A 26809-nucleotide genomic window follows, 5' to 3' on the forward strand; every position below is an offset into this window, starting at 1 on the left:
GCACACCGTTATTCGAGGTGATCCCCGAGCAGAAACTCCAGCGCCGCATCGAGCCGGATATGGGGCAGCGCCTGATGGGCGCTCATGGGCATGGGGCGAAACGCCTGAAAATCAAAGCCCTGACTGTTCCACCACTGCGCAGGCGGAATATGGGGCGGCACCTCTCCGGGGAACAGCAGCAGCGGCTCACCGCTCAGGCTGGTGCCGCGGATGGCGGGGAACTCGCGGCCATTGGCCACCCCCTTGCCCACCTCGGTCGCCTTGATGGCTGCGAGCGCCAGACACTCGGTGGTGATCCCCTCGAAACGGGCCTGGCCGCGGCCGCTGCGCACCAGATGCTGGAGCAGGGAGACCATGGGCCCATGCTGTTCGGGGGTGACGTGATCGGCCTTGCTCGCCACAAACAGCAGCTTGTCGATGCGGGGCGAGAAGAGCCGCCGCCACCAGTTGCTCTTGCCGTAGGCAAAGCTCTCCATGATGCGGGCGATGGCCTGCTGCATGTCGCCAAAGCTGGCCGCCCCGGCGTTGAGGGGCTGCAGGCAGTCCACCAGCACGATTTGGCGATCAAAGCCGGCAAAGTGCTGCTCATAAAAACCCTGCACCAGATGCTGTTTGTACTGCTCGAAGCGCTGCTTGAGAGTGGCGTAAAGAGTGCCATCGGCGGGCTCGCCGACAGGCATCTCCCACACCCAGGGGACAAATTGCAGCATGGGGGCACCGGCATACTCCCCCGGCAAGACGAAGCGACCGGGTTGAATAAGGTGCAATCCCAGCTCCTGTTTGCAGGCATGCAGATAGGCGGTGTAGCGCTCGGTCAGCTCCGCCACTGGTCGTTCTTCGAAGCGTTGCTCAGCCTGCCACCTGGGGGTCAACCAGCTGGCAGCGAGCGCCTGCAGCTCTGGGCGACGAAGTTGCTCGCGCACCTGTTCGCTCCACTGCTCGTAGCTCATCTCCAGCAGCGGCAAGTCGAGCAGCCACTCCCCGGGGTAGTCCACCAGATCCACGTAGAGGGTGGAGATCTCCCCCAGATGCTTGCGCAGAGGATGACGGGTGCGATAGCGAATTTCGAGACGCACCTCGGCCACGCCGCGGGTGGGCTCGGGCCAGGCTGGTGGATCGCCAAACAGGGAGTCTAGGCCACGCTCGTAAGCAAAGGTGGGAATGTGGGCATTGAGCTGCGGCACCCGGCGGGCACCGAGGATGCGCCCCTGACGCAGGGCATCCCACAACGGCAAACGGCCGTCGATGGCCGCGTGTTCCAGCTGGTTGACCAGCGCCGTGATAAAGGCGGTTTTGCCGCTGCGAGAGAGGCCGGTCACCGCCAGCCGGATATGGCGATCCCGCACCCGGTTCACCACGTCGTTCGCCTTGTGTTGCAGGCGAGTCAACTTCTGTTCCAGTTTATTGAGTATCAAGGCTTGACCCGTTCTCCCTTGGTGGTTGCATCTGGATAGCTGGTGTCGATGGTGGATCATCACGGAAGATTCCACCATCGACATTGAGTGCTTGAGTAAGAACTACAGCTTGCGAAACTCCCGCTGCAGGGTGAACTCCCTGGAGGTCACCAGCTTCTCGATCCGCTGAACTCTGGGCTCCAGCGCGTCAAGTTCCTGCGCGATGCGGCCCAGCGCCTGATGAGGGGTGATCCCCGCCTGCCAGCTACGCGCCTTCATCCGCACCTCGGCAAAGTCGGCATCCTCTTGCGAATAGAGGGTGACCGGCTTTTTATCGAGCAAGAACCAGGCGGCGATATAGGCGGTGAAGGTGATGAAACCGGCGAAGATAAGGCCACTGATGGCGAGCAGCCGCACGATCCAGGTCTCCACCCCGAAATACTCAGCCAAACCGGCACAGATCCCGGCTATCTTGCCCTGCCGGGGATCACGATAGAGGTTACGCCCTTCACGACTGACACTGCTCATACCTTGTTCCTCCAACCGGGTACTTCCGCATCCAGAATCGATTCCAGCGCGCCCACTCGCTCCTGCATCTTCTCGGTGCGAGCCAGCAGCCCTTGCAGCTGTTCCCGCTCGCTATCAGCAAGACCGGCGCCAATCCGCCCCTTGGCACGATAGTGCAGCACCAGCCAGATGGGGGCTACCACCACCATGAAGACCACCATGGGAACCATCAATACGCCCAGCAGATCTTCCATCTGTTACTCCCCCTGTTTGCCTTCGCTTTTGCTGTCGCCCTGCCCCAGCTTCTGGCACATGGCTTCCAGCTCGCGGCTTATCTGATCATCCACTTCCAGCTCGGCAAACTGCTGCGCCAGCGCCTTGTCGGACTGACCCAGATCGGCGCGAGCTTCCATTTCGTCGATGCGACGCTCCATCCGCTCGAATTTGTTCACTACCGCCTGGCTCTCGCCACGAGCTACCTGGCTCTGCACGTTGAGACGACTGCTGGCCGCTTCGGTGCGAATAGCCATCGCCTTTTGACGGGCGCGGGCATCTTCCAGCTTGGCTTCGAGCTGGCGGATCTCCTCACCCAGCTTCTCGATGCCGCTGTCGACCGACTGCTGCTCGCGGTAGAGGGTCTCTGACAACTCGGTCTGTTTCTTCTTCTCGATAAGGGCCGCGCGGGCCAGATCTTCACGCCCTTTGGTCAGGGCCAGCTCGGCCTTGGCTTGCCACTCGTCGACCCGCTCCTGATGACGGGCGACCTGACGACCAATCTCTTTCTGGCTGGCGAGGAAGCGGGCCAGATTGGAACGCTCCTTGACCAGCTCGTCCTCCATCTCCTGGATGATCAGGCGCACCATCTTCTGGGGATCTTCTGCCTTGTCGAGCAGGGCCGTCAGGTTGGAATTGATGATGTCGGCCAGACGGGAAAAAATACTCATGATTGCACTCCTGTTATTGGCATGGCGTTGTTTCTCCATTGACAATGGCAACTTGTGTGCCAATCTGGAACAAAATTTAACTTGTTGATTTATATGGGGCAGAATAGCCGGATTGCAAGATGCCTCGCGCAAGTGATGATTAAAATCACCAACTTTTGGTAAGATTGACCAGCTTTTACAACTGACAGGGATCACTATGACCACGGCCACGGAAAGCCTGCTGGGGGAATCCAACGCATTTCTCGAGATCATTGAGCAGGCCTCACGGCTCGCCCCGCTGCGCAAACCCGTGCTGATCATCGGTGAGCGGGGGACGGGCAAGGAGCTGATCGCCCACCGCCTACATTATCTCTCGGCGCGCTGGGATCAAAGCTTTGTCACCATCAACTGCGCCACCCTGAGCGAGAGCCTGCTGGAGACCGAGCTGTTCGGTCACGAAGCGGGATCGTTTACCGGCGCCGCCAAGCGCCATCAGGGCCGCTTCGAGCGGGCCGATGGCGGCACCCTCTTCCTCGACGAGCTGGCCACCACCAGCGCCCGGGTGCAGGAGAAGCTGCTGCGGGTCATCGAGTATGGCGAGTTCGAGCGAGTGGGCGGGGCCAAGCCCCTCAAGGTGGATGTGCGGCTGGTCTGCGCCACCAACGAGGATCTCCCTGCGCTGGCCGACATGGGGCAGTTTCGCCACGATCTGCTCGACCGGCTCGCGTTTGATGTGATCACCCTCCCCCCCTTGCGGGAGCGGCGGGAAGATATCCTGATGCTGGCGGAGCACTTCGCCCACAGCATGACCCGGGAGCTGGGCTATCCGCTGTTTGCCGGTTTCTCGCGCAAGGCAACCCAGCTGCTGCTGGATTACCACTGGCCGGGCAACGTGCGGGAGCTGAAGAACGTGGTGGAGCGCAGCATCTACCGTCAGGGCAATCCCCAGTTGCCGCTCTCGACCCTGGTGCTCAACCCGTTTGATTCCCCCTGGCGACCACAGGTCACGCAACCTGCGCAAGAGGCCCGAAGCGAGGTACAATCTGCATCCCCCCTCGCCTTGCCGCTCGATCTCAAGCAGGCGGTGGCGGAATACGAGATTAATTTACTCAAGCAAGCGATGCAGCAATCCCAGTATAATCAGCGCAAAGCCGCTCAACTGCTGGCCTTAAGCTATCACCAGTTCCGTGGCATGCTACGCAAATATCAGCTGCTGGATGGCGATAACGATGCAGAACAAGAGTGAAGGAGCGCGGTTGATGCCGACGCCAGCAACACGCCAGCCTTCGCGCTGGCACATTTGTATCAAAACGTGCGTACAAAACCCCTATAAGAACATGGTTCAAAAATGAGAATGCTCACACCCTTGCTGCTGGGTCTGCTGGTGCTGGTCACCGGCTGCCAGAAGCAACCCGAGGCCTCCAAAACCGGACTCATCTATTGTGCTGAGGGATCCCCCCTCTCCTTCAATCCCCATGTTTCCAACTCCGGGGTGACACTGGATGCCAGTGCCCGTCCGCTCTACGACCGCCTGCTGGAGGTGAACCCCAACACCCTGGCGCTGGAGCCGGCGCTCGCCACCAACTGGCATGTCAGCGAGGATGGCCTCACCTATACCCTGACCCTGCGCAAGGGGGTGACGTTTCACCATACTCCCTGGTTCAAGCCCACCCGCACTTTCAATGCCGATGACGTGGTCTTCACCTATGCCCGCCAGCTAGACGAGCAGCACCCCTATCACAATGTGTCCGGCGGCGATTACCCCTACTTCTACAGCCTGGGGCAAGATCTGCTGATCAAGCGGGTGAGCAAGAAGGGGCCGCAGACGGTGGTATTCGAGCTGAATCAGCCGAACGCCTCCTTCCTCGCCACTTTGGCCAGCGACTATGCGGTGATCCTCTCCGCCGAATACGCCGAGCAGATGCTGCAGGCGGGCACGCCAGCCCTGCTGGATAGCCGCCCCATCGGCACCGGGCCGTTCAGCTTCAAGGAGTATCGCCACAACGAGTTCATTCGCTATCTGCGCCATCCCGCTTACTGGAACGGGCCAGCAAAAATTGAACAACTGGTTTACGACATCACCCCAAAATCCGCCAAACGGCTGGCCAAGCTGCTGACCGGCGAGTGTGACGTAATGAGCACGCCGGCTGCCAGCCAGCTCTCGGTGATCAAAGAGCACCCCGACTTGAGCCTCTCGGTCCAGTCAGGAATGAATGTCGCGTTTTTAGCCCTCAATACCCGCAAGCCGCCGTTCAACAACGTCAAGGTGCGTCAGGCCATTGCCAGCGCCATCAATATCGACAACCTGTTGCAGGCGGTCTATTTCGATACCGGCCTGCCCGCCAACAGCCTGCTGCCCACCCTCTCATGGGGTTACAACCCCAGCCTGCCCGAGCGCAAACCCGACCTGAAACGGGCGCGCCAGCTGCTCAAGGAGGCGGGACTGGAGAAAGGGTTCGAGATGCAGGTGCTGGTACAGCCGGATGCCCGCCCCTACAACCCGGATGCGGTCAAGACCGCCCAGCTGATCCGCAGCGATCTGGCCAAGGTCGGGATCAAGCTCAAGATCGTGCAACGGGAGTGGCCGGTGATCGAAGGCCGCCTCACCAAGGGGCAGTACGACAGCCTGCTCTCCGGCTGGATTGCCGATAACGCCGATCCGGACAACTTCTTCCGCCAACTGCTGAGCTGCTCGGCGGTAGAACGGGGCAACAACTACAGCCGCTGGTGTAGCCCGGCCTTCGATCAGTTGCTGGATGATGCGGTCACCACGCCCCAGCTCTCGTTCCGGCTGCGTAACTACTACTATGCCCAGACCCTGCTCAACGAACAACTGCCGCTGATCCCGCTGGCGCACGCCTTGCGTACCCAGGTCAGCCGCAGCGACATCGAGGGGCTGACGCTGATGCCCTTTGGCGGCACCTCCTTCAACCTGGCTCACAGGGAGTAAGCATGCTTCTATACACCTTGCGCCGCATCAACCTGCTGCTTATCACCCTGCTGGCCCTGACCTTTGTCGCCTACCTGCTGGACTATCGGCTGATCGGCCATCAGCTCAGCTTCTGGAGCGGCTATCCCGATTTCCTGCGCCGCATTTTCGCAGGCGACCTGGGGCTCTCCAGCGTCTCCGGGCTGCCGGTGCTGGACGAAATCCGCCACTACTTCCCGGCAACCCTGATCCTCTGTCTGGCGGCGTTCGCCATCTCGCTGCTGGTGGGGATTCCTCTCGGAACCCTGGCGGCCCTGTCCCAGGGCAAGACGCTGGATCTCTCCATCATGACTGCCGGTCTTATCGGCTATGCGGTGCCGGTATTCTGGCTGGCGCTGCTGGTGGTAATGCTCTTTTCGCTGGATCTCGGCTGGTTGCCAGCGTCGGGCCAGATCAGCCTGCTCTACGACGTGCCCCCCATCACGGGCATCGCGGTGATCGATGTGCTGCTCAGCAACGAGCCCTGGCGGCAAGCGGCGCTGCATGATGCCCTGCGCCACCTGATCCTTCCGTCACTGGTGCTGGCGGTAGTGCCTACCACCGAGGTGATCCGCCATGTACGCAGCTCCCTCATCGACGTGATGAAGCAGAACTACATCAAGGCGGCGGCGAGCCGGGGCCTTTCCAAGGCGCAGATCGTCTGGCGCCATGGCCTGAAGAACGCCCTGCCGCCGGTACTGCCGCTGCTGGGTCTGCAACTGGGTAGCGTGCTCACCTCCGCCATGATCACCGAGGTGGTGTTCGAGTGGCACGGGATCGGCCGCTGGCTCATCAGCAGTATCGCCCTGCAGGATTACGCCGCCATTCGCGGCGCAACCTTGGTGGTCGCCAGTTTCGTGATCCTGACCAGCGTCAGCACCGAGTTGCTGACCACCCTTATCTATCCGGCACGGCGCAAAGAGTTGTATGCCAAACAAGATTGAACGCGCTCATGGCGTGACCAGGAGCCAGGTATCCTATGCAAGATAAATCGAACATCTATCCCGAGCTCAAGATCCTCTCCCCCCTTGAGCAGACGTGGGCCTCCTACAGCCGCAATCCGTTGGCGATGGCGGGGCTCTGGTGCTTTTTGCTGTTGCTGCTCATCACGCTGGTGGGGCCGCTGGTCGTTCCCTACGGCATCGATGAACAGCACACCGACAAGCTGCTGCTCGCCCCCTCGTGGGCGGCGACCGGCAACATCGACTACTTCCTCGGCACCGACGATCTGGGGCGTGACATGCTCTCCCGGCTGGTGGTGGGGGCGCGTCTCACTTTCGGCTATGCGCTGGTCGTGGTGGTGATCGCCATGGTGGTGGGCTCCGCCATCGGTATCCTCGGCGGCATGAGCAAGGGACTTAAATCGAGCGTGCTGCACCACCTGCTCGATACCCTGCTCTCCATCCCCTCCCTGCTGATGGCCATCATCATGGTCGCCATCATGGGACCGGGTTTTGGCAATACCTTGATAGCCATTACCCTGGCGTTGATCCCGCCCTTTATCCGGGCCACCTACAACGCAGTACATGCCGAGATGCAGAAGGAGTACATCACCGCCAGCCGCCTCGATGGCTCGCCCCCCTTCCGGATCATGCGTCTGGCTATTTTGCCCAACATTGTCGAAACCCTGGTGGCCCAGACCACCCGCACCTTGTCGGCGGCCATTCTCGATATCTCGGCGGTCGGGTTTCTCGGTCTCGGCGCCCAATCTCCCCAACCTGAGTGGGGCACCATGCTGGCCGATTCGAGCGATCTTATCTATCTCGCCCCCTGGACTGTCACCCTGCCCGGCATCGCCATCCTGTTCAGCGTGCTGGTCACCAATTTAGTTGGTGAAGGCATTCGTGAAGCACTCAAAGAGGGGAACGACTGATGCCGCTGCTCGACATACGCAATCTCACCATCGAGATCGACACCCCGCAAGGCAAGGTCAAGGCGGTGGACAAGGTGAGCCTGACCCTGACCGAGGGGGAGATCCGCGGTCTGGTGGGTGAATCCGGCTCCGGTAAAAGTCTGATCGCCAAGGTGATCGTCGGCATCGAGAAGGACAACTGGACGGTACGTGCCGACCGGATGCGCTTCAACGACATGGATCTGCTGACCATGGCCCCCAAGGAGCGCCGTCGCATCATGGGCCGCGAGATCGCCATGATCTTCCAGGACCCCATCAGCTGTCTCGACCCCTCCGAGGAGATCGGCACCCAGCTGGAAGAGGCGATCCCGACCGATTCGTTCGAGGGACAATTCTGGCAGCGCTTCCAGTGGCGCAAGAAGAAGGCCATCGCCCTGCTGCACCGGGTAGGCGTCAAGGATCACCGCAAGGTGATGCGCGCCTATCCCCACGAGCTGTCGGATGGCATGTGCCAGAAGGTGATGATCGCCATGGCCATTGCCAACCAGCCGCGTCTGCTGGTAGCCGACGAGCCCACCAGCGCCATGGAGTCCACCACCCACTCCCAGATCCTGCGACTGCTGGACAAGATGAACAAGCTGGGCAATACCACCATCCTGATCATCAGTAACGATATCGCCGCCATCGCCAACCTGACCGATACCATCAACGTGATGTACTGCGGCCAGATGGTGGAGGTAGGCACACGGGAGCAGATCCTCGAGACCCCGCATCACCCCTATACCGATGCCCTGCTCAAATCGATCCCCGACTTTGACAAGCTGGTGCGCCACAAGTCGCGCCTCGAGACCCTGCCCGGCGTCATCCCGCCGCTGCAACACCTGCCCATCGGTTGCCGTCTGGGACCTCGCTGCCCCTACGCCCAGAAGCAGTGCGTGCAGACTCCGTTGATGAACAAGATCAAGGGCCATCAGTTCAGCTGTCACTTCCCGCTGAACATGGAGGAGCCGAAAAAATGATGACCGTTAATGCCCCCATGAAGGAGCCCCGCTTGTGATCGAGCCGTCCCTGTTGCAGGTCAGAGGCCTTAGCAAAACCTACCAGAACCGTACCGGTCTGTTCCGTCGTCAGGCGGTGGAGGCGATCAAGCCCCTCTCGTTCGACCTCGAAGTGGGTCAGACCCTCGCCATCGTCGGCGAAGCTGGCTCCGGCAAGAGTACCCTCGCCCGCATTCTGGCCGGGATGATCGAGCCCACCAGCGGCGACATCGCCATCGACGGCCAGCTGATGGTGCATGGCGATTACCAGACTCGCTGCAAACTGCTGCGGATGATTTTTCAGGATCCCAACACCTCGCTGAACCGCAAGATCCGGGTCGGCCAGATCCTGGAAACCCCACTGCGCCTCAACACAGAGATGACTGAAGAGGAGCGCCGCGAGAAGGTGGTGCAGACCCTGCGTATGGTGGGGATGCTGCCGGATCACGCCCTGTTCTATCCGCAGATGCTCTCTTCCGGTCAGCAGCAGCGGGTGGCGCTGGCGCGGGCGCTGATCCTCAACCCCAAGATAGTGGTGGCCGATGAGGCGCTCTCCACCCTGGATATCTCGGTACGCTCCCAGATCATCAACCTGTTGCTGGAGATGCAGGAGACCATGGGACTGAGTTATGTGCTGGTAGCCAACGATTTGGGTATCGTCAGCCATATCAGCGACGAGGTGCTGGTAATGCACGAAGGTCGGGTGGTGGAGCGCGGCAAGACTCTCAAGGTGTTTGCCGATCCCCAACATGAGGTGACTCGCCGTCTCATCCAGAACTACAACAACGAATACCGCAAATAGAGAGGCGCTGGCCGCTTCCCTTGCCGCTGTGTTTCGCCGAGCTCACTCGGCGGGATCAAAAAAGCCCACTGCATGCAGTGGGCTTTCTGTTACCGGCGTTGCTGCTTAGGCTTGCAGCAGCAGACGGTTGATGCGGGAGACGAAGCTCGCCGGATCGTTCAGCCCGCCCTGCTCGGCCAGCTGGGCCTGTTCGTGCAGCAGGGTGACCCACTCACCGAACAGCGCCTCGTCTTCAATGGTGTCGAGTTTCTTCACCAGCGCATGGTCAGGGTTGAGCTCCAGAATGTAATTCTGCTCCGGTACCGGCTGGCCGGCCGCGCGCATCAGCTTGATCATCTGGGTGCTCATACCGTAGGCGTCGGTGACGATGCAAGAGGGGGAGTCGGTCAGACGGTGGGTGACACGCACCTCTTTCACCGCTTCGCCGAGGCTCTTCTTGACCCGCTCAACCAGACCGGCGTTGGCCTTCTCGGCCTCTTCTTGCGCCTGCTTGGAGGCTTCGTCTTCCAGATCGCCGAGATCCAGTTCACCACGGGTGACGGAGATGAGCTGCTTGCCATCGAACTCGGTCAGGTGGCTCATCAGCCACTCGTCCACCCGCTCCCACATCAGCAGCACTTCGACCCCCTTCTTGCGGAAGATCTCGAGGTGCGGGCTGTTCTTGGCAGCGGCGTAGGAGTCGGCAGTGATGTAGTAAATCTTCTGCTGACCTTCCTTCATGCGGCCAACATAATCCTCGAGAGAGACGGTCTGGGCTTCGCCCTCACCAGCGGTGCTGGCAAAGCGCAGCAGCTTGGCAATCTCTTCGCGGTTGGCGTAATCCTCGGCCGGGCCCTCTTTGAGCACGTTACCGAACTCTTTCCAGAATTTGGCGTACTTCTCGGCATCGTCTTTCGCCAGCTTGGAGAGCATGGTCAGCACGCGCTTTGAGCAAGCCTTGCGCAGAGAGGCGGTCACCTTGTTATCCTGCAGGATTTCACGGCTGACGTTGAGCGGCAGATCGTTGGAGTCCAGCACCCCTTTGACGAAGCGCAGGTAGGTCGGCATAAACTGCTCGGCGTCGTCCATGATGAAGACGCGCTGTACGTAGAGCTTCAGACCGTGCTTCTGCTCGCGGTTGTAGAGGTCGAACGGTGCGCGGGCCGGTACGTAGAGCAGGCTGGTGTACTCCTGCGCCCCTTCCACCCGGTTGTGACCCCAGAGCAGCGGATCTTCAAAGTCGTGAGCAACGTGCTTGTAGAACTCCTGATACTCCTCGTCCTTGATATCTTTCGGGTTGCGGGTCCACAGTGCAGTCGCGCGGTTGACCTGCTCCCACTCGCCCGCGGTGCCGACGATGGTCTCACCATCCTCTTCGCAATCCGGGGTACCCTCTTTGAACATCTCGACCGGTACGCTGATGTGATCGGAATATTTGCCCACCACGGAGCGCAGACGCCAGTCGTCGAGGAACTCGTCCTCTTCGGCACGCAGGTGCAGGATGACGTCGGTACCGCGACCCTCTTTGGTTACGTCAGCGACGGTGAAGGAGCCTTCCCCTTCAGATTCCCACTGTACGCCCTGCTCCGGAGCAGTACCGGCGGCGCGGGAGACCACGGTCACCTTGTCGGCCACGATAAAGGCGGAGTAGAAACCGACCCCGAACTGACCGATCAGTTGGGAATCCTTACCCTGATCGCCGGAGAGGTTTTTGAAGAATTCTGCGGTGCCGGACTTGGCGATGGTACCCAGATGCTCAATCACCTGATCACGGGTCATACCGATCCCGTTATCGGAGATGGTCAGGGTACGCTTCTCTTTGTCCACCACCAGACGCACACGCAACTGGCCGTCGTTTTCGAACAAAGAGGCATCGGAAAGCGCCTTGAAGCGCAGCTTGTCCGCCGCATCGGATGCGTTGGAGATCAGCTCGCGCAGGAATACTTCTTTGTTGGAGTAGAGGCTGTGAGCCATCAGGCTCAGCAGTTGTTTGACTTCAGTCTGAAAGCCGTGGGTTTCGGCATGAACACTTTGGGTCATGGACCAATCCTCAGAAACATCGGGTTGAACATATGCCCAACCTAGATGGGGACAGCGATCCAAATATCAAGGGGCGAATGTGCAATCCTGCTCATTCGCCCCCTGTTGGCGTGTGACCGCCGATTTTATGTTCAGTTTTTCGCGACTTGCCTGCCGCCACCCGCCCCTTACTTGAGGCGCTGGCGCCCCATCAGGGAGTGGGAAAGCGTGGTGCCATCAACCAGCTCCAGCTCGCCCCCCACCGGCACGCCATGGGCGATGCGGCTCACCTCCACCCCGGCCGCACGGGCCATATCGGCGATATACCAGGCGGTGGCATCCCCTTCAATAGTGGGATTGGTAGCGAGGATCAGCTCACTGATGTGCTCTTCCTTTAGACGGCGCTCGAGAATATCGAGCCCCAGCTCCTCCGGGCCTATGCCGTCCAGCGGCGACAGATGGCCCATCAGCACAAAGTAACGACCGGAAAACTGGCCGGTCTGCTCGATGGCGGCCACGTCCGCCGGGCTCTCCACCACACAGAGCAGGCCATTCTCTTCCCGCTTGGGATTGGCGCAAATATCGCAGCGGTCATTCTCGGTAAAGGTGCGGCAGTGGCTGCAGTGGCCAATCTCGGTCAGGGCGCGAGAGAGCAGCTGGGCCAACCGCAAACCGCCGCTGCGCTCACGCTCGAGCAGGGTAAAGGCCATCCGCTGGGCAGACTTGGGCCCCACCCCCGGCAATACCTGCAGGGCTTTCATCATCTCATCGAGCAGGGGACTGAACTTCATAACACTCCTTACACAGGCCGGCCCCTCGCCACCACCAGGGCCACGACGGGTCAGCAAAACAGGATAACGCCATTGGCGCAGGACTATACCCGAGCCCGCCGCCCATCGCCATCGGCTTGCCCACACCTTCTTCGCTAACCGCCCTGTCGCATCAACCGGACAGTTTTCAACGAGGCACTTACCCGTTAGAAATGGCGCTTGTTTTGCTCTATCGCCAGCGTGCTTGCCCGAATCAATGGAATTCAAGGGTAACAACAAAAAAGGTTGGTAACGCCCTTGGTCTACCAGCAAGAAAGTACAGATAATGGATTAGGAAAATGACAATCCGATGAGTTATTTAGGAAACGATTGAATGGATAAAAATAAAACCATCATAAAACAATTCGACTCCAAACACTTAAACATCTAAAAAATAACTCTTTAAAAACTACTCTTGCACATGACTAGCAATAAATTCAGATGAGATATGATTAGCTAGCCAAACAATATCATTACCACGATAGAAAATTGTACCATTTTTCATGGCCCCATCAGTCTCTATTTGTAACAAAACTGGTTTATTGGATTTACGACGACCGACTTGAATAGCTGTATCGATATCTATTGAAAGATGTACATACTGTCTTCCCATAGGCAATAACCCATCTTTTAAAATTATTCTAGCAAGTTCTGGTGATGTACCATGATATAGTGCTATGGGTGGTATGGCTGGCTGTTTAAGCAGTTTTTTCGGTACAGAATGACCATATAGTGCCCGGATTTTACCATCGCATATTTCATGTCGTTTTTTATCTGACGCCGTGATCATATCAACCAGAGTATCGGTGGTAATATCACTCCATTTTGAATTCTCTCGGTGTAACACCTTGATTAAATCATCAACAGCAACCCATCCTTGCTCGTCCAGCTCCAACTCATAAAGCCATGGCTCATGACGAAGAGCATGTGAAACTACACGACTGACTTTCTCAAAGTCCTTTTCATCAACCATAAAAACCCCTATTACATTTAAATAGCATACTTATCATTTATTCATCCTCATCCTCATCATTCCAAGATTCATGTTCAGCTGTGGCTGCAGTTAACCACTTATCGAAATCAGGGTATGTTCCATGACATGAGCAATCTATTGTTGAAAACGAGTTGATAATTACAATGTCACCATTTTTCAGGTCAAAACAGGCAACATCATCATTTGCCATATATTTAGCAAACGGAATCAATGAGTACACTGGATATTGCTTGTGCAGGATTTTATGCCACGCATCCACATCCTCTTCATCATGAGCTAGCATCATCCATGGCTCAAAACTTTTAGATGATGGGTCTTTCAAAAAGCTAATGTATTTCTCGGGATATTTGAAACCCTGCATATTAAAAGTACCCAAAAATATATCCATCATTTCTTACCACTCAACTTAGGATCTACATCTGAACCAAACTGGTTATTTTTTGAAAAAGATTTTGGCTTTTGCTTTTCTATCCTCAAAATAATTGCTTCCCCCCACGTATCTGGCACTGACGTTGTTTTAAATCTTCGTTTCTCTTCATCAGTAAGAGGACGTTCAAAATCATTAACTCTCGCTTTAACTTTTACTCCAGCCTCTCTTGCTGCTCTTACTCTCGTATTATCCATTGATGTCAGTCCACCATCAGGCATTTTCACAACATCGATAGGATCACCCTGCCAACCGTTTTCCTTCATACTAGCGACAAGGTCATCATATGTATAAGGCTTGCCACTACCTCTTTCCGTCTTATTGAATGAAACCGAATTTTGAGAAAAACGAATATCTTGAGGATCAAGATGTACAACTGGAGGTCGTGGGCCTTCCATTTTTTTCTCTACAATTTCTTCGGAATCAGGACACTGTCCAGGCTGATTCATTAATCCAAGTGGGTCCACCCAACCAATCGGGTTGGGGGCGTACTGGTAGTTATTGAGCCCGCCAGCCAAGCCTATCGGGTCGGAGGTGATAAATCTACCCGTTTCAGGCTGGTAGTAGCGGTGACGGTTGTAATGCAGACCGGTCTCGGCATCAAAATATTGCCCCTGAAAACGCAAGGGAGTGGCAACCTCGGCGATCTCTTCCCGCCACACATTGCCATAGGCGCGATAACGCACCTGCCAGGCGGTCGCCCCATTGTCGCGGGTCAGCGCCAGCGGGGTACCGAGGTGGTCAAGTTGATAATGGAATACCTCGGTATCCGTGCCTTCGCCTTCCAGCTGCACCAATGGCTTGAAGCTGCCCGGCTCATAGATAAAGCTGCGGTACTGATCATCGGTGCGACGTTTATCATCACCAAGCTGATAACTGTTTTCGGCAATCAGGTTGTTGGCCTGCCACAAGAATTCGGTGACCAGCTCGCCCTTTGTCCCACTCACCGTCTTGCGAATACGGCGGCCAAAGGCGTCGTAGTCATAACGGGCCGTGGTGCCATCCGGCAGCTCAGCCCTGATCAGTTGGTGCTGGCAGTCGTAGTGATAACGGGTAACCAGTGACTGGCCTTTGCCACGACGCTCGATGGCCAATCGACCAAATTCGTCGTACTCAAAATGGCGATCGCCACTCAACAGCAGCCGGTTACCCTGGGTGCGCGCCCCCTCAAACTGGCCACCCAGCGTCTGGCTCAACAGGTTGCCCGCCGGATCGTGCAGGAACCGCTCGGTCAGTTCACCACGCACCTCCAGCAAGCGGTCCAGCGGGTCGTAGCGGTAGTGCTGCTCCCCTTGCACACTGTCATTGATCTGCAGCAGATTGCCGGTGCGGTCATAACCGTAACGCCGCTCACGAGCAACCTGTTTGCCCCGTTGCAGTCGCAGCGCCGTCAGGCGCCCCTGCTCGTCATATTCGTATTGTTGGGTCAGCGCCCCCTGGCTGCGGCGCATCTCCAATCCACTAACCATCTGGTGGCGAGTCAGCTCAGCGCCGTTCAGATCAATCCCGCTTAGCTCCCCATTCAGATAGTGGTAAGCCAGCTTGTTGCCATCGGGCAACTGCCAGTGGGCCAACCGCCCCATGGCATCATGCTTGAAATAGCTGGAAGCCCAGCCCTGATGCTCGGCCAGCAGATTGCCTGCTGCATCGTATTCAAAGGTGAGTGGCCAGGCGCTATCATCCACCTGGGTCAACTGACCGTACTGGTCATAGCTGAACTGGATTTCACGGCCATCGGGCAAGGTTTTTTTAAGCAGCCGCCCCATGGAGTCTCGCTCATAACGGGTGACCAGCTCGGTCTCCTGCTTGCCGAACTCGGCCTTCTCGCTCAAATGGCCGTTGAGGTCGTAGCGGTAAGCGGTGGTGCGACCATCAAAGCCGGTTTCCCGCGCGACCAGGCCATTGGGGAAGTAGTGAATGCGGTGCTGCTCGCCATGCTCGTTCTCAATCTCGCTCAAGAAGAGCTTGGCATTGTCGTAGCGATACTTAAGCTCACTGCCGTCCGGGTTGATGCGGCGGCTTACCAGATGCAGGCCGGGGTGATATTCGTAGCGGGTCTCACGGCCCAGCTCATCCCACTCGGCCGTCACCTTGCCATAGGCGTTATATTCGAAGCGGCGGGAGCCACCACCAGGCAGATACACGGCTTGCAAGCGATCGGCCGCATTCCATTCATAGCGGGTAATCGCGCCACGCGGGTCGCGCCGTACAATCTGACGACCCCGCTCGTCATAGCGCCAGCGGGTCACGCCGCCGTTGGCACCCTTCTCCTCGATCAGCTGCCCAAGGCGGTTCCAGCCCAGTTCGATGCGGCTGCCATCGGGTTGCACCACGGTACTGAGCTTGCCTTGCGTGTTATAGCTGTAGCGAGTCTCCCGCCCCAGGGGATCCCGTCTTGCAATCACATCCCCTTGCTCGTTGCGTTCAAAACGCCACTCACGCTCCCCCTGCACCACCTTGCGAACCCGACCATCCCAATAGTGATAGGTGGTCTGACTGCCATCGGGCGCAATCTCGCACTCCAGCAAGCCCGCTTCGTCATAGTGGTAACGGGTTTCGCCCCCCAGTGCATCGCGGGCCAGCACTTTCTGACCCTTGTCGTTATAGACAAACTCGCTGACCGCGCCGTCGGGATCTTGCTGACGGATCAGTCGAGCGTTGCTGTCATGCTGGTACACCTCCTGACTGCCATCAGCATTGCTGACCGTCACTTCACCCTTGTCATCATCCCAGGTGTAACTGACATCAAAACGGGCCACATCACTCCAGTGGCGAACCGCGCGCGCCAGCTTTCCTTCCCGCTCCCATTCCCAGAAGAACCCTGCGCCGCCCGCCAGTCGGCGCTCCAGGATCACCCCATCGGAACGATAGCGGTAACGTTCGCACTCACCGGCCCCGTTTTCAGCCACCACCAGGTGCCCTGCATCGTCATAGTAATAACGTTGCAAGGTCGCTTCTGGCTGCCAGTTAATACCGTCAAAATGCTGTAATTCGACAGCGGTCAGATATGCCTTTTGATAGACAATGCGAAGAGCCAGACCGCCCTCGTTCTCAATCCAGCAGGGGCGCCCCTGCTCATCGGCACGGATAGTGAGCCGGTTGCCATAAAGGTCTGACATGGCCGTCAAACGGCCTGTCTTGCCATGCCAGGTGAAATGCAGGAAGGGCGATCCCGCCTTGGCTACTATTACCTCGTCAGGCTCATCCCCCAGATAAACGGCCGCCTCTGACAACTGGTTGGTGATCATGGGTCTGGCTGCCGAGGGCATCGGCAACTCGATGGCAAGAGACTCCTGATCCCACCAGGTCAGGCTATCTCCGTGACGTTCTAGCCGATGGGCCAGCGCATGACTCCACCCCGCCCCCATGCCACAGGAACGCTCAACAGCTGACGTGCGATAGAGGCGACCAAAGGTAAACGGCAGCATGCCCGGCAGATGGGCATCCTCCAGCGCCAGTAACTCCTCGCCGGTGACCATGGACACAGGGCAGTTGTTCTTGCAGGTTTTGGCTTCAGTCTGGCTGGCATGACCAGCGGCGTTGGTTGAGTGTCTGGAGGTGTCTGGTGTACTACCAACCTGCTTGATAGTGGTGCGCGACTTGTGCCTGCGGCTCTCTGCTGTCGCTTTTTCTACAAGCGTTGATGCTCCTCTGTCGATCAGCTGTAGATCTGCTTTTTTAAGCGGATTCAACGGCGCCCCACCCGTCACCAACACCGGCTTGGCTACATCGATATGAGCTACCAAATTGTGCTTTTTTGACATGGCGATTAATGTTGCCGCCAGCTTGGCCATCCGAGCCTGCTGCTTGGCCGCCCTGGTCATGGTGGTCGCCACTTTGGCACTATAGCGAACGGCTATTCCTGCACCGCCGGTCAAGACGATCCCAACCAGTACATCAAACAGTACAGTGACCACCGCCTGGGTACCAAACTCCACCAGCTCATCCGGGGGGAGCATCTTTAACCAGCTCACCAGTGCATTAACATAGAGATAGATCAACGCCTCATCTTGCAGCACCAACATGGCGCTCTCGATCTTCTCTGCTCCCGCTTGTGCCACATCGGCCGCATTTACCCCGAATTTCAGCAGTTTTTCGGCATTACCCATTGGATCAGCCAATAAATCATACAGACCGGTTAAATCGTCCCATACCGAGGCAAGCGCACGACCAATCCCACGCAACACTCCGGCGGCAACTGCAACGCCACCACCGCCATTACGTTGATAATTAACCCATGCAGGTTGATGGGTCGAGGCCCACTCGCGCTCCAACCAGGCAGCCAAATCAGCCTGCACCACCTGATATGATCTAAATAATCCATCAAAATCACTCTTCTTCACATTGGGATAGAAGGTCACCCTGTAGGATTCCCCTGGCTTGAGACTCCCAATTTCGGCCACCCCCTTGGCATCGAGCGAGCCCTTTCTTTCCTCTTTAGCAGGGACAAACTTTCCCTTTTCCATCTTCCCCGATTCCACTAGGTAGGGGGTATTACCGATAGGAATAAAGCGCACGGATTCAAACAGATGGACCAGCCGCAAAGTGCCACTCAACGGGCACTGCGTCACCACGGATTGCGCCTTCTTGCTGCTCGAAGACGCCTTTACCGTCTTGTCACCAACCTTGATGGTCTGCTCCATGTCCATACCGAGCATGTCGCCAAGAAAGAAACTCTCGGCATCCTTGCGGTACTCAGTCAGGGCATTGCGATAATCGGCGATCACCTGGGTGAAGACGGCCTGGCCGGCATTACTCATGCTTGAACCTCATTGAGCAGCGCCGCTTCCAGCGCTGGAAATAGATCGATATCAGGGGATGGGTAACGGGAAACGAAACGGGCAACTTTGCACCTGAGATTGGCCTCGGGGAAAGACCAGTAAAGCTGGCCATTCTCATCTGCCAGTTGTTGCATCAGGTTGTTGATAAGGGGACCTGTATCTTGCCCGGCCAACACGGCTGCAATTGCGGGAGGAAGTTCCCACCAGGGAAATGGACGCACAGCACAAGGCTCAGATGCCCCCCATGAAAATCCATAGCCCTGACACCACATCGCATCCAGTTGTGGCAACAGCCTTGTCATATCATCACCAAGCTGCGACACGATGGCAGACATATAGACGCCATCCCAATAGCGAAAGAACACTGCTTCACCCTGATGCCAGATCTGGGTCAGCCCCTGAAAATGGCCATAGAGGGTGCCAGCAGGTTGCGCTGTCGCCAGAATAAATCCCCAATCGCGAGCATCGGTCGTTTCAGCCCATTCGATAAAAGGACTCACCTTGTCCAGCTCGACCAGATAGGGCATCACGGGGAGCCAGTCGTAATAGGGGGTACCGAGATAGAGTCCGCGCGGTGTATGACGGCCATCAAGCTGGTAATAGTGCTGCAAAGGCGCCGCATCGCTGGCCCCTGCCAGTACGGCATAGAGTGGGCTGGTTTGCACGGCTACCCACTCAGCAAGCGACATTGCTTCAGATTTCACAGCCGCCCTCCTTGCACTTCTCACACTCCTCACAGAAAGGGGCGGCACTCTTCATGGTGGCCAGCTGGGCAGGACTGAGCGGCACCTTCGGCATGGGAGGAACTGACACACCATGAGGGCCGACAGGGGATTTACCCGCCCAACCTGAGCCAGACCCCGGGCCTCCCCCAGAGTTCATCTTGATCGTAGGGCCAACCAGTGTGACGCCACCACCATCCACCTTGATAAAGCAGCCGCCCACCTTGACGGTAATTTCAGATCCCGCCTCCAGCACCACCTTGGCGCCAGCCTTGACGTGCACCTCCTGCCCGGCCTGGGTGAGCCAACTTTGTCCCAGTTTTTGGTGCATAGAAGCATCCACCGTCAGCGAATAGTCAGCCTTGATCTGGTCGCGCTTCTCGCCTTCTACCGTCAGGTGGTCATTGGCCTTGATGCGGGTGACCCGCTCGTTGTCGATGTCACGATGCTCGTCATGCTTGATGTGCCACGCCGCATCGTTTTCAATCAGCACATTCAGGTCTTTCTGACCGTGGATATAAATCTCTTCCTGCCCCGCCTGGTCTTCAAAACGCAGCTCGTTGAAACCCTCGCCCTGGTGAGTTTCGGTGCGCAGCACGGTGCGAGTCTTGTTGGCTGGCAGCTCATACGGCGGCCGGTTGGTGGCGTGGTAGGTGCGACCGGTGACGATGGGCTGGTCGGGGTCACCTTCGAGGAATGAGACGATAACCTCATGGCCAATGCGCGGAATCGCCATCATGCCGTACTGGCCACCGGCCCAGCCCTGACTCACCCGCACCCAGCAGGAGCTCTGGTCGTTGGAGCTGCCGTAGCGGTCCCACGGGAACTGCAGCTTCACCCGGCCATGTTCGTCGCAGTAAATCTCCTCCCCATCGGGGCCGACCACTATCGCGATTTGCGGGCCGTCCACCATCGGCTTGTGAGGTGCCTCGGGGCTGCCGATGCGGGCGCGCCAGGTGGTGCTCACTTTCACTACACCAAATTCGTTGTGGTAGACGGTCGGGCCGCTGCCGCCCTCTTCTTCCAAGGCTTGTGGCTGCTCACCGGTGTGGCGGATATGAACGATTTGCCAGTCGCTGTTGAGGCTGCCATTGGGGTGTTCGGTGAGTGAAAAGTGCTGACCTGGCAAGAGCGCCGCGCTATTGGATTTGCCACTGCCGCTGACCGCATCGTTGCGCAGGGCATCGAGCCGGTGCTGGGCAAAGGCCTTGCCGCTCGGGTCCAGCTTGTAGCGGCCCGGGTAGTCGAAGTGCTGATAGGTATCGCGCTGGTGCTCGAGCTCTGCGCCCTGCTTTTTGTGGGAGAGGCCATAAGCTGGCGTCTTGAAGCTGTAGTCTTTCAGCTCCACATCCGAGGGGCGCACCGATTCGCGGTAGTGGAACTGGCGCACATAGGGACCTTGTTCCAGCGAGCGGTTGCCAAGGTTGAAGAAAAGCTCGGGGCCAGCGGTCAGGGCTGCCGCATCGTCGGCAAAGACGATACGGTGCTTGCCTGCTTCAAACTCGTGGAAGTAGAACAGCCCCTCTTCGGCGGCAAGGCGGTTGACAAAATCAAGGTCGGTCTCGCGGTACTGAACGCAATATTCCCGCTGGGCGTGCTCGTTCTTGAGCGCAAAGGCGTAATCGGTGATGCCGTGCTCTTGCAGCAGGATGCTGAGGATTTCGTCAGGCTTCTGCGCCTGAAAGATACGGGAGTTCTGGCGCAGCCCCAGTCGCCACAGGGCCGGTTTGACTTGCAGCTGATAGCGGGTGCGGCGAAAGCCACTGTCCCCTTGGGCAAACTCGCTCACTACCCCGCAGACCCGCCGTTGCTGCTCGCCGTTGTACCACACCAGCAGCTCACAGGGCTGGTCCAGCACGGCGCCAAAGTCGACATCGGGCTGGCTGCTGGCCACCTCCAGTTGCAGGTTGAACGGCCGGTTCAGCCCCTCATCCAGCTGGAAACTGGCCACCACAAAGGTGCTCTCGGGCAACGCCCCCACCTTGACCGTAAATTGTAATCCTGTGCTTTGCGCCATGACTCTGTTCCTTATCCTGCCTGTCCGCTACCGGAACCAATCACCACGCCACCGCAATCCACTGCCGTGCCGGTGACGGCGATGGGTTTGCCATTCACCAGCACAGAGCCAACACCACCGGCAATGGCACGTGGGTGCGGCGGGTTATTGGGCTTGTCATGGGGCGCCAGTGGATCACCTTGACGAGCCACAGGCTTGCCATCGAGGAACACGTCGGGACTGGCAGCTATCACCGGGGTCGGTGGGAAGCCATCGTGGTCGGTGCCGATGTCACCGAGCAGTGCGATAGCGGGGCACATAGTCATTCTCCATATGAGTGGGGAGACGCACAGACATCATCCCTCTGCCCCTGTGCCCGGTGGAACGCACCAGGCACAGGCGATTTTGATAAACAGCGAATAAACAGAACAGGCCGCAGCACAGGCTATGCCATTCAGCGCTGGCGAAATTAGCCAAATAAAATCAAATGGTTAACCTCTTTCGATAGATGACAGGCTTATCCATTCGCAAGAGATTGCGCAAACTGGGCAATCCCCCTGCCAAATATTGCATCCGCAGTGCAACCCTCTGGAATATGCGCAACTGGTTGCGCATAACAGAGCAATCAGCTACCGGATAGCCCCTGTTGCAGTTGGTAAAGCCGAATATTGAGTGCTTTCAGGTCACTCTCTATCCCTTTCAGCTCGGCAGCCGTAATAGGCTCCTGCGACGCTTTTCGCGCCTCCAGTTCGCTCAGGCGCAAGCTGAACGGAATCTCCTGCATCAGGTTCTTCTGTACTTCGTAGAGCTGAGACTTGAGGTAGGAAATCGTGACCGTCTTGCGCTGACGCTCCAGCTCCAGCAGCTGATCGATCAGGGCATCGACCCCGGCACGCGCCTCCAGATAGGTCGGAACCCGGTTGAGATCCCCCTGCTGGCCGGCCAGCGCGCTCTGCCACTGTTTGTCGAGGGCCTTGACCGCCAGCGAGTCGGGATAGAGCATCTGCAGCGAATTGCGCAGCCCTTCGCCATAACGGTACCAGTAGAGGGGAGAGGTCTGCTCAAGCCGATCCAGTTGGGCCTGATAACGCGACACCAGCTCGCTCTCCATCCCCTGCAGGGTCTGCTCCCCCAACACGATGCGCGCCTGGCGAATGTCGTCATAACTCAGGGCCTGCGGCAATGCTGCAGCGGGTTGTTGCAACCGTTGCGCCGCGATGACCTTCTCCTGCTGCTGATGTTGCCAGCCAAGCCATCCCATCATGGGCAAGGCGCAGGTGAGCAGGCCACAGCCAAACCAGAACCAGGCCGGCCGCTGTTTGCGGTGCTGCTCAATCTTGAGCACAGTCGGCTTCATCTGCCCCTTCTCGCGCCCCACCAGGATACTGCCCTGAGGCAGGTGCGGGGTTGCCCCGGCAGAGGCGCCGTGGTCGCTCTCCATGTCGGATTTGAAGAAGACCATCGGCGGGATCTGCAGCTCGTCCTTGAGGCCCGGCTCATCGGAGACGATGACAATCTCGGTCTCGTCAAACAGATGGGTGTACCCCTCGATAAAGTGCACCAGATTCTCGACCCGGGGGATGCGGCTCAAACCGGCGTTGTGCAACTTCTCGCTGATGAGTTGCAGTGCCCGCTCGCAGCGGTAGATCAACCGCTTGTCCTCGTGGCTGATCTGGTACTGGCGGATCACGTCGCTGATGCGGGCGATAAACCAGTCGAGCATCTCGATGCGGGCCCGCTCCTGATGCAACGGTGGCCAGAAACTCTCCCACTGGGTAACGATGAGGTTGGCGAGAAACTCGCACCCTTCGGTAAAGCCGCTCAGCCCCTGAATGCGGGAGCGCGCCAGAGTGAAGTAGATGGCGGTTTGCAGATCCACCCCGTGCTTTTCAAAAATTTGACTGGCAAGCTGATGGATCCTGACCCAATCCACCTCGGGGCGGGAGGCGTGGCTAAGCTTGTTGATCTCGGCGCGCAGCGCCTCGTACTCCGGCAACATTCTGGGGTCACGCCCCACTTTCAATGCCTGCTGGCCTTGTTGATTCTGTGACATATCGGATTCCAAAATGCGGGGGGGCATGACGCCCCCCAACATGATCAATAGAGGGATTCAGGCAAGCTGAACTGGCTGAACAGGCCGCCGGTGAAGGGGTTCTGGGCGCTGTCGGTATAGACCCGATAGGTCATGGCACCCTGATCCACCGGGAAGCGCACATCAAAGGTGGCCTCGTTGACCTGAGTCAGCTCCCCCTTGTCCATCAGGCGGAACATGGCCCAGGGACCGACAAAGCCCTCGCTGCGCGGTGAACGTTCGCGGGCAGCCGGTACCAGGGTGATCTTACTCTCGGCCCCGTCGCGCATGGTGTTTGGCCACACCAGCGGGATCTTGTTGCGACGGCCGTGGGCATACTCCAGCAACTGGCCATCCAGGTTGAGCACACTACGCCGCTTGTTGGCGGTGAGTTCGATGGGCTCGAGGGCAAATTGCACCTCCAGATTGCCCTGCTGGCTGAAGAAGATCTGGCGGATCCGCGCAGCGCGATCCAGCTGTTTGATCAGCTCCGCCTGAATGGGTGAACTCAGTTCTCCCTCCATCAAGCCCCCCTCCACCATGGGTTTCAGGTTGACCTGATAGAAGCTGTCCAGGGTGCCACCGGGGGCAAAGAAGCGCTCCATCTCGGAGAGCGGCACATCCTTGGCAGAACCCGGGTTGAACGGATAGCGATCCGCCAGTTGGCTGTTGAACGGTGCCAGCACCTTTGCCTGCCACTCCTGATTGAGGGATGACATCGCCAGATCAATCACCAGTTGCGAACTCTGATCCGCCAGTTGACCCACCCAGCGATTGAGCGGCTCGGGCAGACCACGAGCATATTGCTGCAATGCAAAGACCGGATCGGCGTACTTGTTGGTCAAACGCAGTTGCACCGCCTTGAGGGCTGACTGTCCCGGCTCGGTGGCATTGACGATCAGCTCCATATAGTGCTGCAGCTCAATCAGCTTCTGGTTCACTTCCGAAATGAGCGGCCCCTGTTCCCCACGGCCAGTCAAGACGCCATTGGTGGCCATAAAGGGGCGACCGATCCGGGCAGTGATCGCCTGCGCCGGATCTCCTTCCGCATCGGAGATCTTGCGAATACGGGTGTTGTCATCCAGCGCAGCGAGCACCCGCTGGAATGGCTGGTCGTTGCCGGTGATGGCCGAGAGCACATCGAGCGCCTGCTCGGGGCTGGCAAGGGTCTGCACATCCAGATTGGTCAGCAATTTTTGCCACTGGTTGACGTAATCGGTGACATAGCGATCGTTGACCTGACGGGTGATCTCCTTGCGATCGGCCTCGCTCAACTGGCTCAGCTTGCGCTGGCCCAGCACCCAGGCATCCATGGCGGTGAGATCGATCAGCGCCTTGTCCTGTTTGAGGAAGAAATCACTGAACCCGGGCCAGGTCAGCAAACGCGGCACCTGACCAGCACTCTCGTTGCGCAGGGCAAACACGGTATCGAAGGTGGGGCCCACCTCGTCACGGACATTGAGATCCGGCGGCAACACATCACCCGCCTTCACCACCAGATTCTGATAGACCCGCTGATACATGGGCAATTTGCCCAGTTCACGCTGGGCGCCATACACCGGCTCCTTGAATGGCACAAATGCCGTGATGGCGGCCTGATCCCGAGCGGCACGAGCACCATGCCAGTCGGTGTGATCGAGGGCATAGTCAAGATGCCCCATCAACTGCTCCTGCACCGCCCCCTGCCCCGGGAACGCTTTCTGCCAGCGGCTGGCCATGTACTGCTCCACCAGCTCCTTGTTGCGACCGGAGGCATCATCGAGCATCCGCATCACCCGCAGGATGGAGAGCTTCTCCTCGCTGCCAGCCGGTGCCCGGTTGAGATCCTCCAGCAGTCCCTGCATCTGGGCAGGCAGGAAACGCAGTCCCAGCAGTTGCAGATAGGAGCCTTCCACATAGGGGCCAATCTCATCCCCCTGATAGAGACCAAGGTCTGCCACCAGCGGCATCCGTTCGCGGTAGTTGCCAAAAGAGAGGGTTGCCTCGCGAATAAGGTTGAGACGTGGCAACTGGCTGACACCGAAGGCATGTTCATCAGCGACCTCGTTGGTCTCGGTGAACGCTTGCGCCTTGGTCAGTACATTGCGCCCCGCCTCCTCGTTGACCCGGTAGAAGTAGTGCCAGCCACCGATCAGGGCAGCAGAGAAGAGCGACAGGCAACTCAGGCCAATGGCCATCCGGCGACGACGATAGAGGGTATGCAGCCGGTTTTCTCCGGCCAGATGGGCCTCGGGAAAGATGATCGAAGAGAACAACTTGCGCACAAAATAGGTGTTGGACTCCCCGCGCAGGGCGGAGTGAATAGGCTCGGGCAAGCTGTAACGCCGGGAAGCGGCCTGAGCAAAGGCATCGAACGGGACACCTTGCTGATAAACGGAGCTGATATAGACGCCGCGCACCAGCAGTGGTTTGCTTTCTTCAATGGTCAGGGTTTCATCGAGCAGGCTGGTCACATAATCCTTGAGACCCGCCAATTGACGGACAAACGAGAAGAGGGCGTTGCGCTGGGCTGCATCGAGCCGAGCCAGCATCATCTCCGGCAGATTGCGGTTGAGATTGTCGACCCACTGATCCCAGAACAGCGCCAGATCCTGCTGCCAGGATTTGCCCTGACTGCTGCCGGGGTTGAAGGTTACCCCCAGCACGGCGTCACGTGCTTCTTTATCCAGCTGCTCATAGACCACATCAAAGCCGCGCAGCATATCGAGTTTGGTGAAGGTGACATAGAGTGGCAGCCGGGTATTCATGGTGGCCGACACCTCTTGCAACCGGGCACGCATCAGCTGGGCATACGCCTTGCGCTCGGCCACGCTGGCCGCGGACAGCCATGCCAAATCAACGGTCAATACCAGACCATTGAGGGGCTGACGACGACGGTGCTCGTTGAGCCAGTTGAGTAGATGCAACCAGAGCCGCTCATGCTTGCGAGCTTGCGGATCCAGCTCGGGCTCGGCTTGTGACAACAGCGCGCCGGCCGGATCCAGCATCACGGCTTGCTCCCCCAGCCAGCAATCGACCAGCTGGCCTTGCGCCACGTCCCGCAGTTCGGTATCGAGTCTGGGATTGAGCTTGTTGGCCGGATTGGCACGGTGGATCAGGCTGCTCTTGCCGCTGCCGGGCAGACCCAGCACCAGATACCAGGGCATGGCGTAGAGCGCCCCCTTGCCAAGGTGTTCATTCAAGGCTTGCAACCAACGATTGAGGAACTGCGCCTGTTTGTCGATGAGCCCTTTGACCGGATCTTGTTCCAGCAGCACCTCATGCTGGCGCTCGGCCTTGAGCTGCTTCATCTTGCGCCATACCCGCCAGGAGAGTACCCCCAGCAGCAACCAGAGCCAGAGCAGGGTAAACACCACCCGCCCCCACAAGGGCTCGAATGGCTTGGCATCACGGATCTCGATGCGAGGCCCCAGCCACCACACCAGGATCAGGGCGACAACCCACAGCACCACACCGAGCAGGGGCCAGGAGGGTTTCAGTTTCGGCAGCTGTTGCCGCAGAAAGGTAAAGATGGTTTTGAACATAAAA

20 protein-coding genes are annotated in these 26809 nt (G+C 58.3%); 6 read left to right on the top strand and 14 right to left on the bottom strand.

Going from position 1 to position 26809, the window contains the following annotated elements; all coding sequences use genetic code 11:
* Positions 1–8: 8 nt before the first annotated feature.
* The 4 genes from AACR14_RS01925 to pspA form a co-directional block, all read right to left on the bottom strand.
* Positions 9–1415, bottom strand: coding sequence for a YcjX family protein (locus AACR14_RS01925; RefSeq protein WP_019444925.1), 1407 nt, complete (start codon positions 1413–1415; stop codon positions 9–11).
* A gap of 102 nt (positions 1416–1517) precedes the next feature.
* Positions 1518–1922, bottom strand: a complete 405-nt coding sequence (gene pspC / locus AACR14_RS01930) for an envelope stress response membrane protein PspC (protein ID WP_019444926.1) — start codon at positions 1920–1922, stop codon at positions 1518–1520.
* Positions 1919–2155: an envelope stress response membrane protein PspB gene (pspB, locus tag AACR14_RS01935; protein ID WP_005333672.1), complete on the bottom strand. Its 237-nt coding sequence runs from the start codon at positions 2153–2155 to the stop codon at positions 1919–1921. The genes pspC and pspB overlap by 4 nt, the downstream gene beginning before the upstream one ends.
* A 3-nt stretch (positions 2156–2158) precedes the next feature.
* Positions 2159–2845, bottom strand: a complete 687-nt coding sequence (pspA, locus tag AACR14_RS01940; protein WP_019444927.1) for a phage shock protein PspA — start codon at positions 2843–2845, stop codon at positions 2159–2161.
* A 196-nt stretch (positions 2846–3041) separates the two neighbouring features.
* Here pspA and pspF point away from each other — a divergent pair, with 196 nt between their 5' ends.
* From pspF to AACR14_RS01970, 6 genes are all read left to right on the top strand, one after another.
* Positions 3042–4070, top strand: a complete 1029-nt coding sequence (pspF, locus tag AACR14_RS01945; protein WP_019444928.1) for a phage shock protein operon transcriptional activator — start codon at positions 3042–3044, stop codon at positions 4068–4070.
* A 108-nt stretch (positions 4071–4178) separates the two neighbouring features.
* Positions 4179–5774, top strand: coding sequence for an ABC transporter substrate-binding protein SapA (gene sapA / locus AACR14_RS01950; protein WP_026034878.1), 1596 nt, complete (start codon positions 4179–4181; stop codon positions 5772–5774).
* 2 nt (positions 5775–5776) lie between these two features.
* Complete coding sequence (locus AACR14_RS01955) at positions 5777–6736, top strand: ABC transporter permease (protein WP_005333676.1); 960 nt, start codon at positions 5777–5779, stop codon at positions 6734–6736.
* 35 nt (positions 6737–6771) lie between these two features.
* On the top strand, positions 6772–7665 hold the full coding sequence (locus AACR14_RS01960) for an ABC transporter permease subunit (RefSeq protein WP_005333677.1): 894 nt from the start codon (positions 6772–6774) through the stop codon (positions 7663–7665).
* On the top strand, positions 7665–8663 hold the full coding sequence (locus AACR14_RS01965) for a peptide ABC transporter ATP-binding protein (protein ID WP_005333679.1): 999 nt from the start codon (positions 7665–7667) through the stop codon (positions 8661–8663). The genes AACR14_RS01960 and AACR14_RS01965 overlap by 1 nt, the downstream gene beginning before the upstream one ends.
* A 34-nt stretch (positions 8664–8697) precedes the next feature.
* Positions 8698–9483, top strand: coding sequence for a peptide ABC transporter ATP-binding protein (locus tag AACR14_RS01970; RefSeq protein ID WP_005333681.1), 786 nt, complete (start codon positions 8698–8700; stop codon positions 9481–9483).
* Between the two features lie 105 nt (positions 9484–9588).
* Here AACR14_RS01970 and htpG read toward each other — a convergent pair whose 3' ends face one another.
* The 10 genes from htpG to tssM form a co-directional block, all read right to left on the bottom strand.
* Positions 9589–11502, bottom strand: a complete 1914-nt coding sequence (gene htpG, locus AACR14_RS01975; protein ID WP_019444930.1) for a molecular chaperone HtpG — start codon at positions 11500–11502, stop codon at positions 9589–9591.
* Between the two features lie 167 nt (positions 11503–11669).
* Entirely contained in the window at positions 11670–12272 is a 603-nt protein-coding gene (gene recR, locus AACR14_RS01980; protein ID WP_019444931.1) for a recombination mediator RecR, read from the bottom strand.
* Positions 12273–12699: 427 nt separating this feature from the next.
* Entirely contained in the window at positions 12700–13263 is a 564-nt protein-coding gene (locus AACR14_RS01985) for an RNA 2'-phosphotransferase (RefSeq protein WP_083851929.1), read from the bottom strand.
* A 37-nt stretch (positions 13264–13300) separates the two neighbouring features.
* A complete protein-coding gene (locus tag AACR14_RS01990) occupies positions 13301–13675 on the bottom strand; it encodes a hypothetical protein (RefSeq protein WP_019444932.1) in 375 nt (124 codons plus the stop codon).
* Positions 13672–18471: an RHS repeat-associated core domain-containing protein gene (locus AACR14_RS01995; RefSeq protein ID WP_019444933.1), complete on the bottom strand. Its 4800-nt coding sequence runs from the start codon at positions 18469–18471 to the stop codon at positions 13672–13674. Before AACR14_RS01995 ends, AACR14_RS01990 begins: the two co-directional genes overlap by 4 nt.
* On the bottom strand, positions 18468–19196 hold the full coding sequence (locus AACR14_RS02000) for a DUF4123 domain-containing protein (protein WP_026034879.1): 729 nt from the start codon (positions 19194–19196) through the stop codon (positions 18468–18470). Before AACR14_RS02000 ends, AACR14_RS01995 begins: the two co-directional genes overlap by 4 nt.
* A complete protein-coding gene (gene tssI / locus AACR14_RS02005) occupies positions 19186–21231 on the bottom strand; it encodes a type VI secretion system Vgr family protein (protein WP_019444935.1) in 2046 nt (681 codons plus the stop codon). Before tssI ends, AACR14_RS02000 begins: the two co-directional genes overlap by 11 nt.
* Positions 21232–21242: 11 nt before the next feature.
* Positions 21243–21530 (bottom strand): type VI secretion system PAAR protein, encoded by a 288-nt coding sequence (locus tag AACR14_RS02010; RefSeq protein WP_019444936.1) that lies wholly within the window; start codon positions 21528–21530, stop codon positions 21243–21245.
* Between the two features lie 305 nt (positions 21531–21835).
* Positions 21836–23263, bottom strand: a complete 1428-nt coding sequence (locus tag AACR14_RS02015) for a VasL domain-containing protein (RefSeq protein ID WP_026034880.1) — start codon at positions 23261–23263, stop codon at positions 21836–21838.
* A 44-nt stretch (positions 23264–23307) separates the two neighbouring features.
* Positions 23308–26805: a type VI secretion system membrane subunit TssM gene (gene tssM, locus AACR14_RS02020; protein WP_019444938.1), complete on the bottom strand. Its 3498-nt coding sequence runs from the start codon at positions 26803–26805 to the stop codon at positions 23308–23310.
* Positions 26806–26809: the final 4 nt, after the last annotated feature.

Source organism: Aeromonas sp. 159 (assembly GCF_963862045.1).
Classification (GTDB): Bacteria; Pseudomonadota; Gammaproteobacteria; order Enterobacterales; family Aeromonadaceae; genus Aeromonas; species Aeromonas veronii.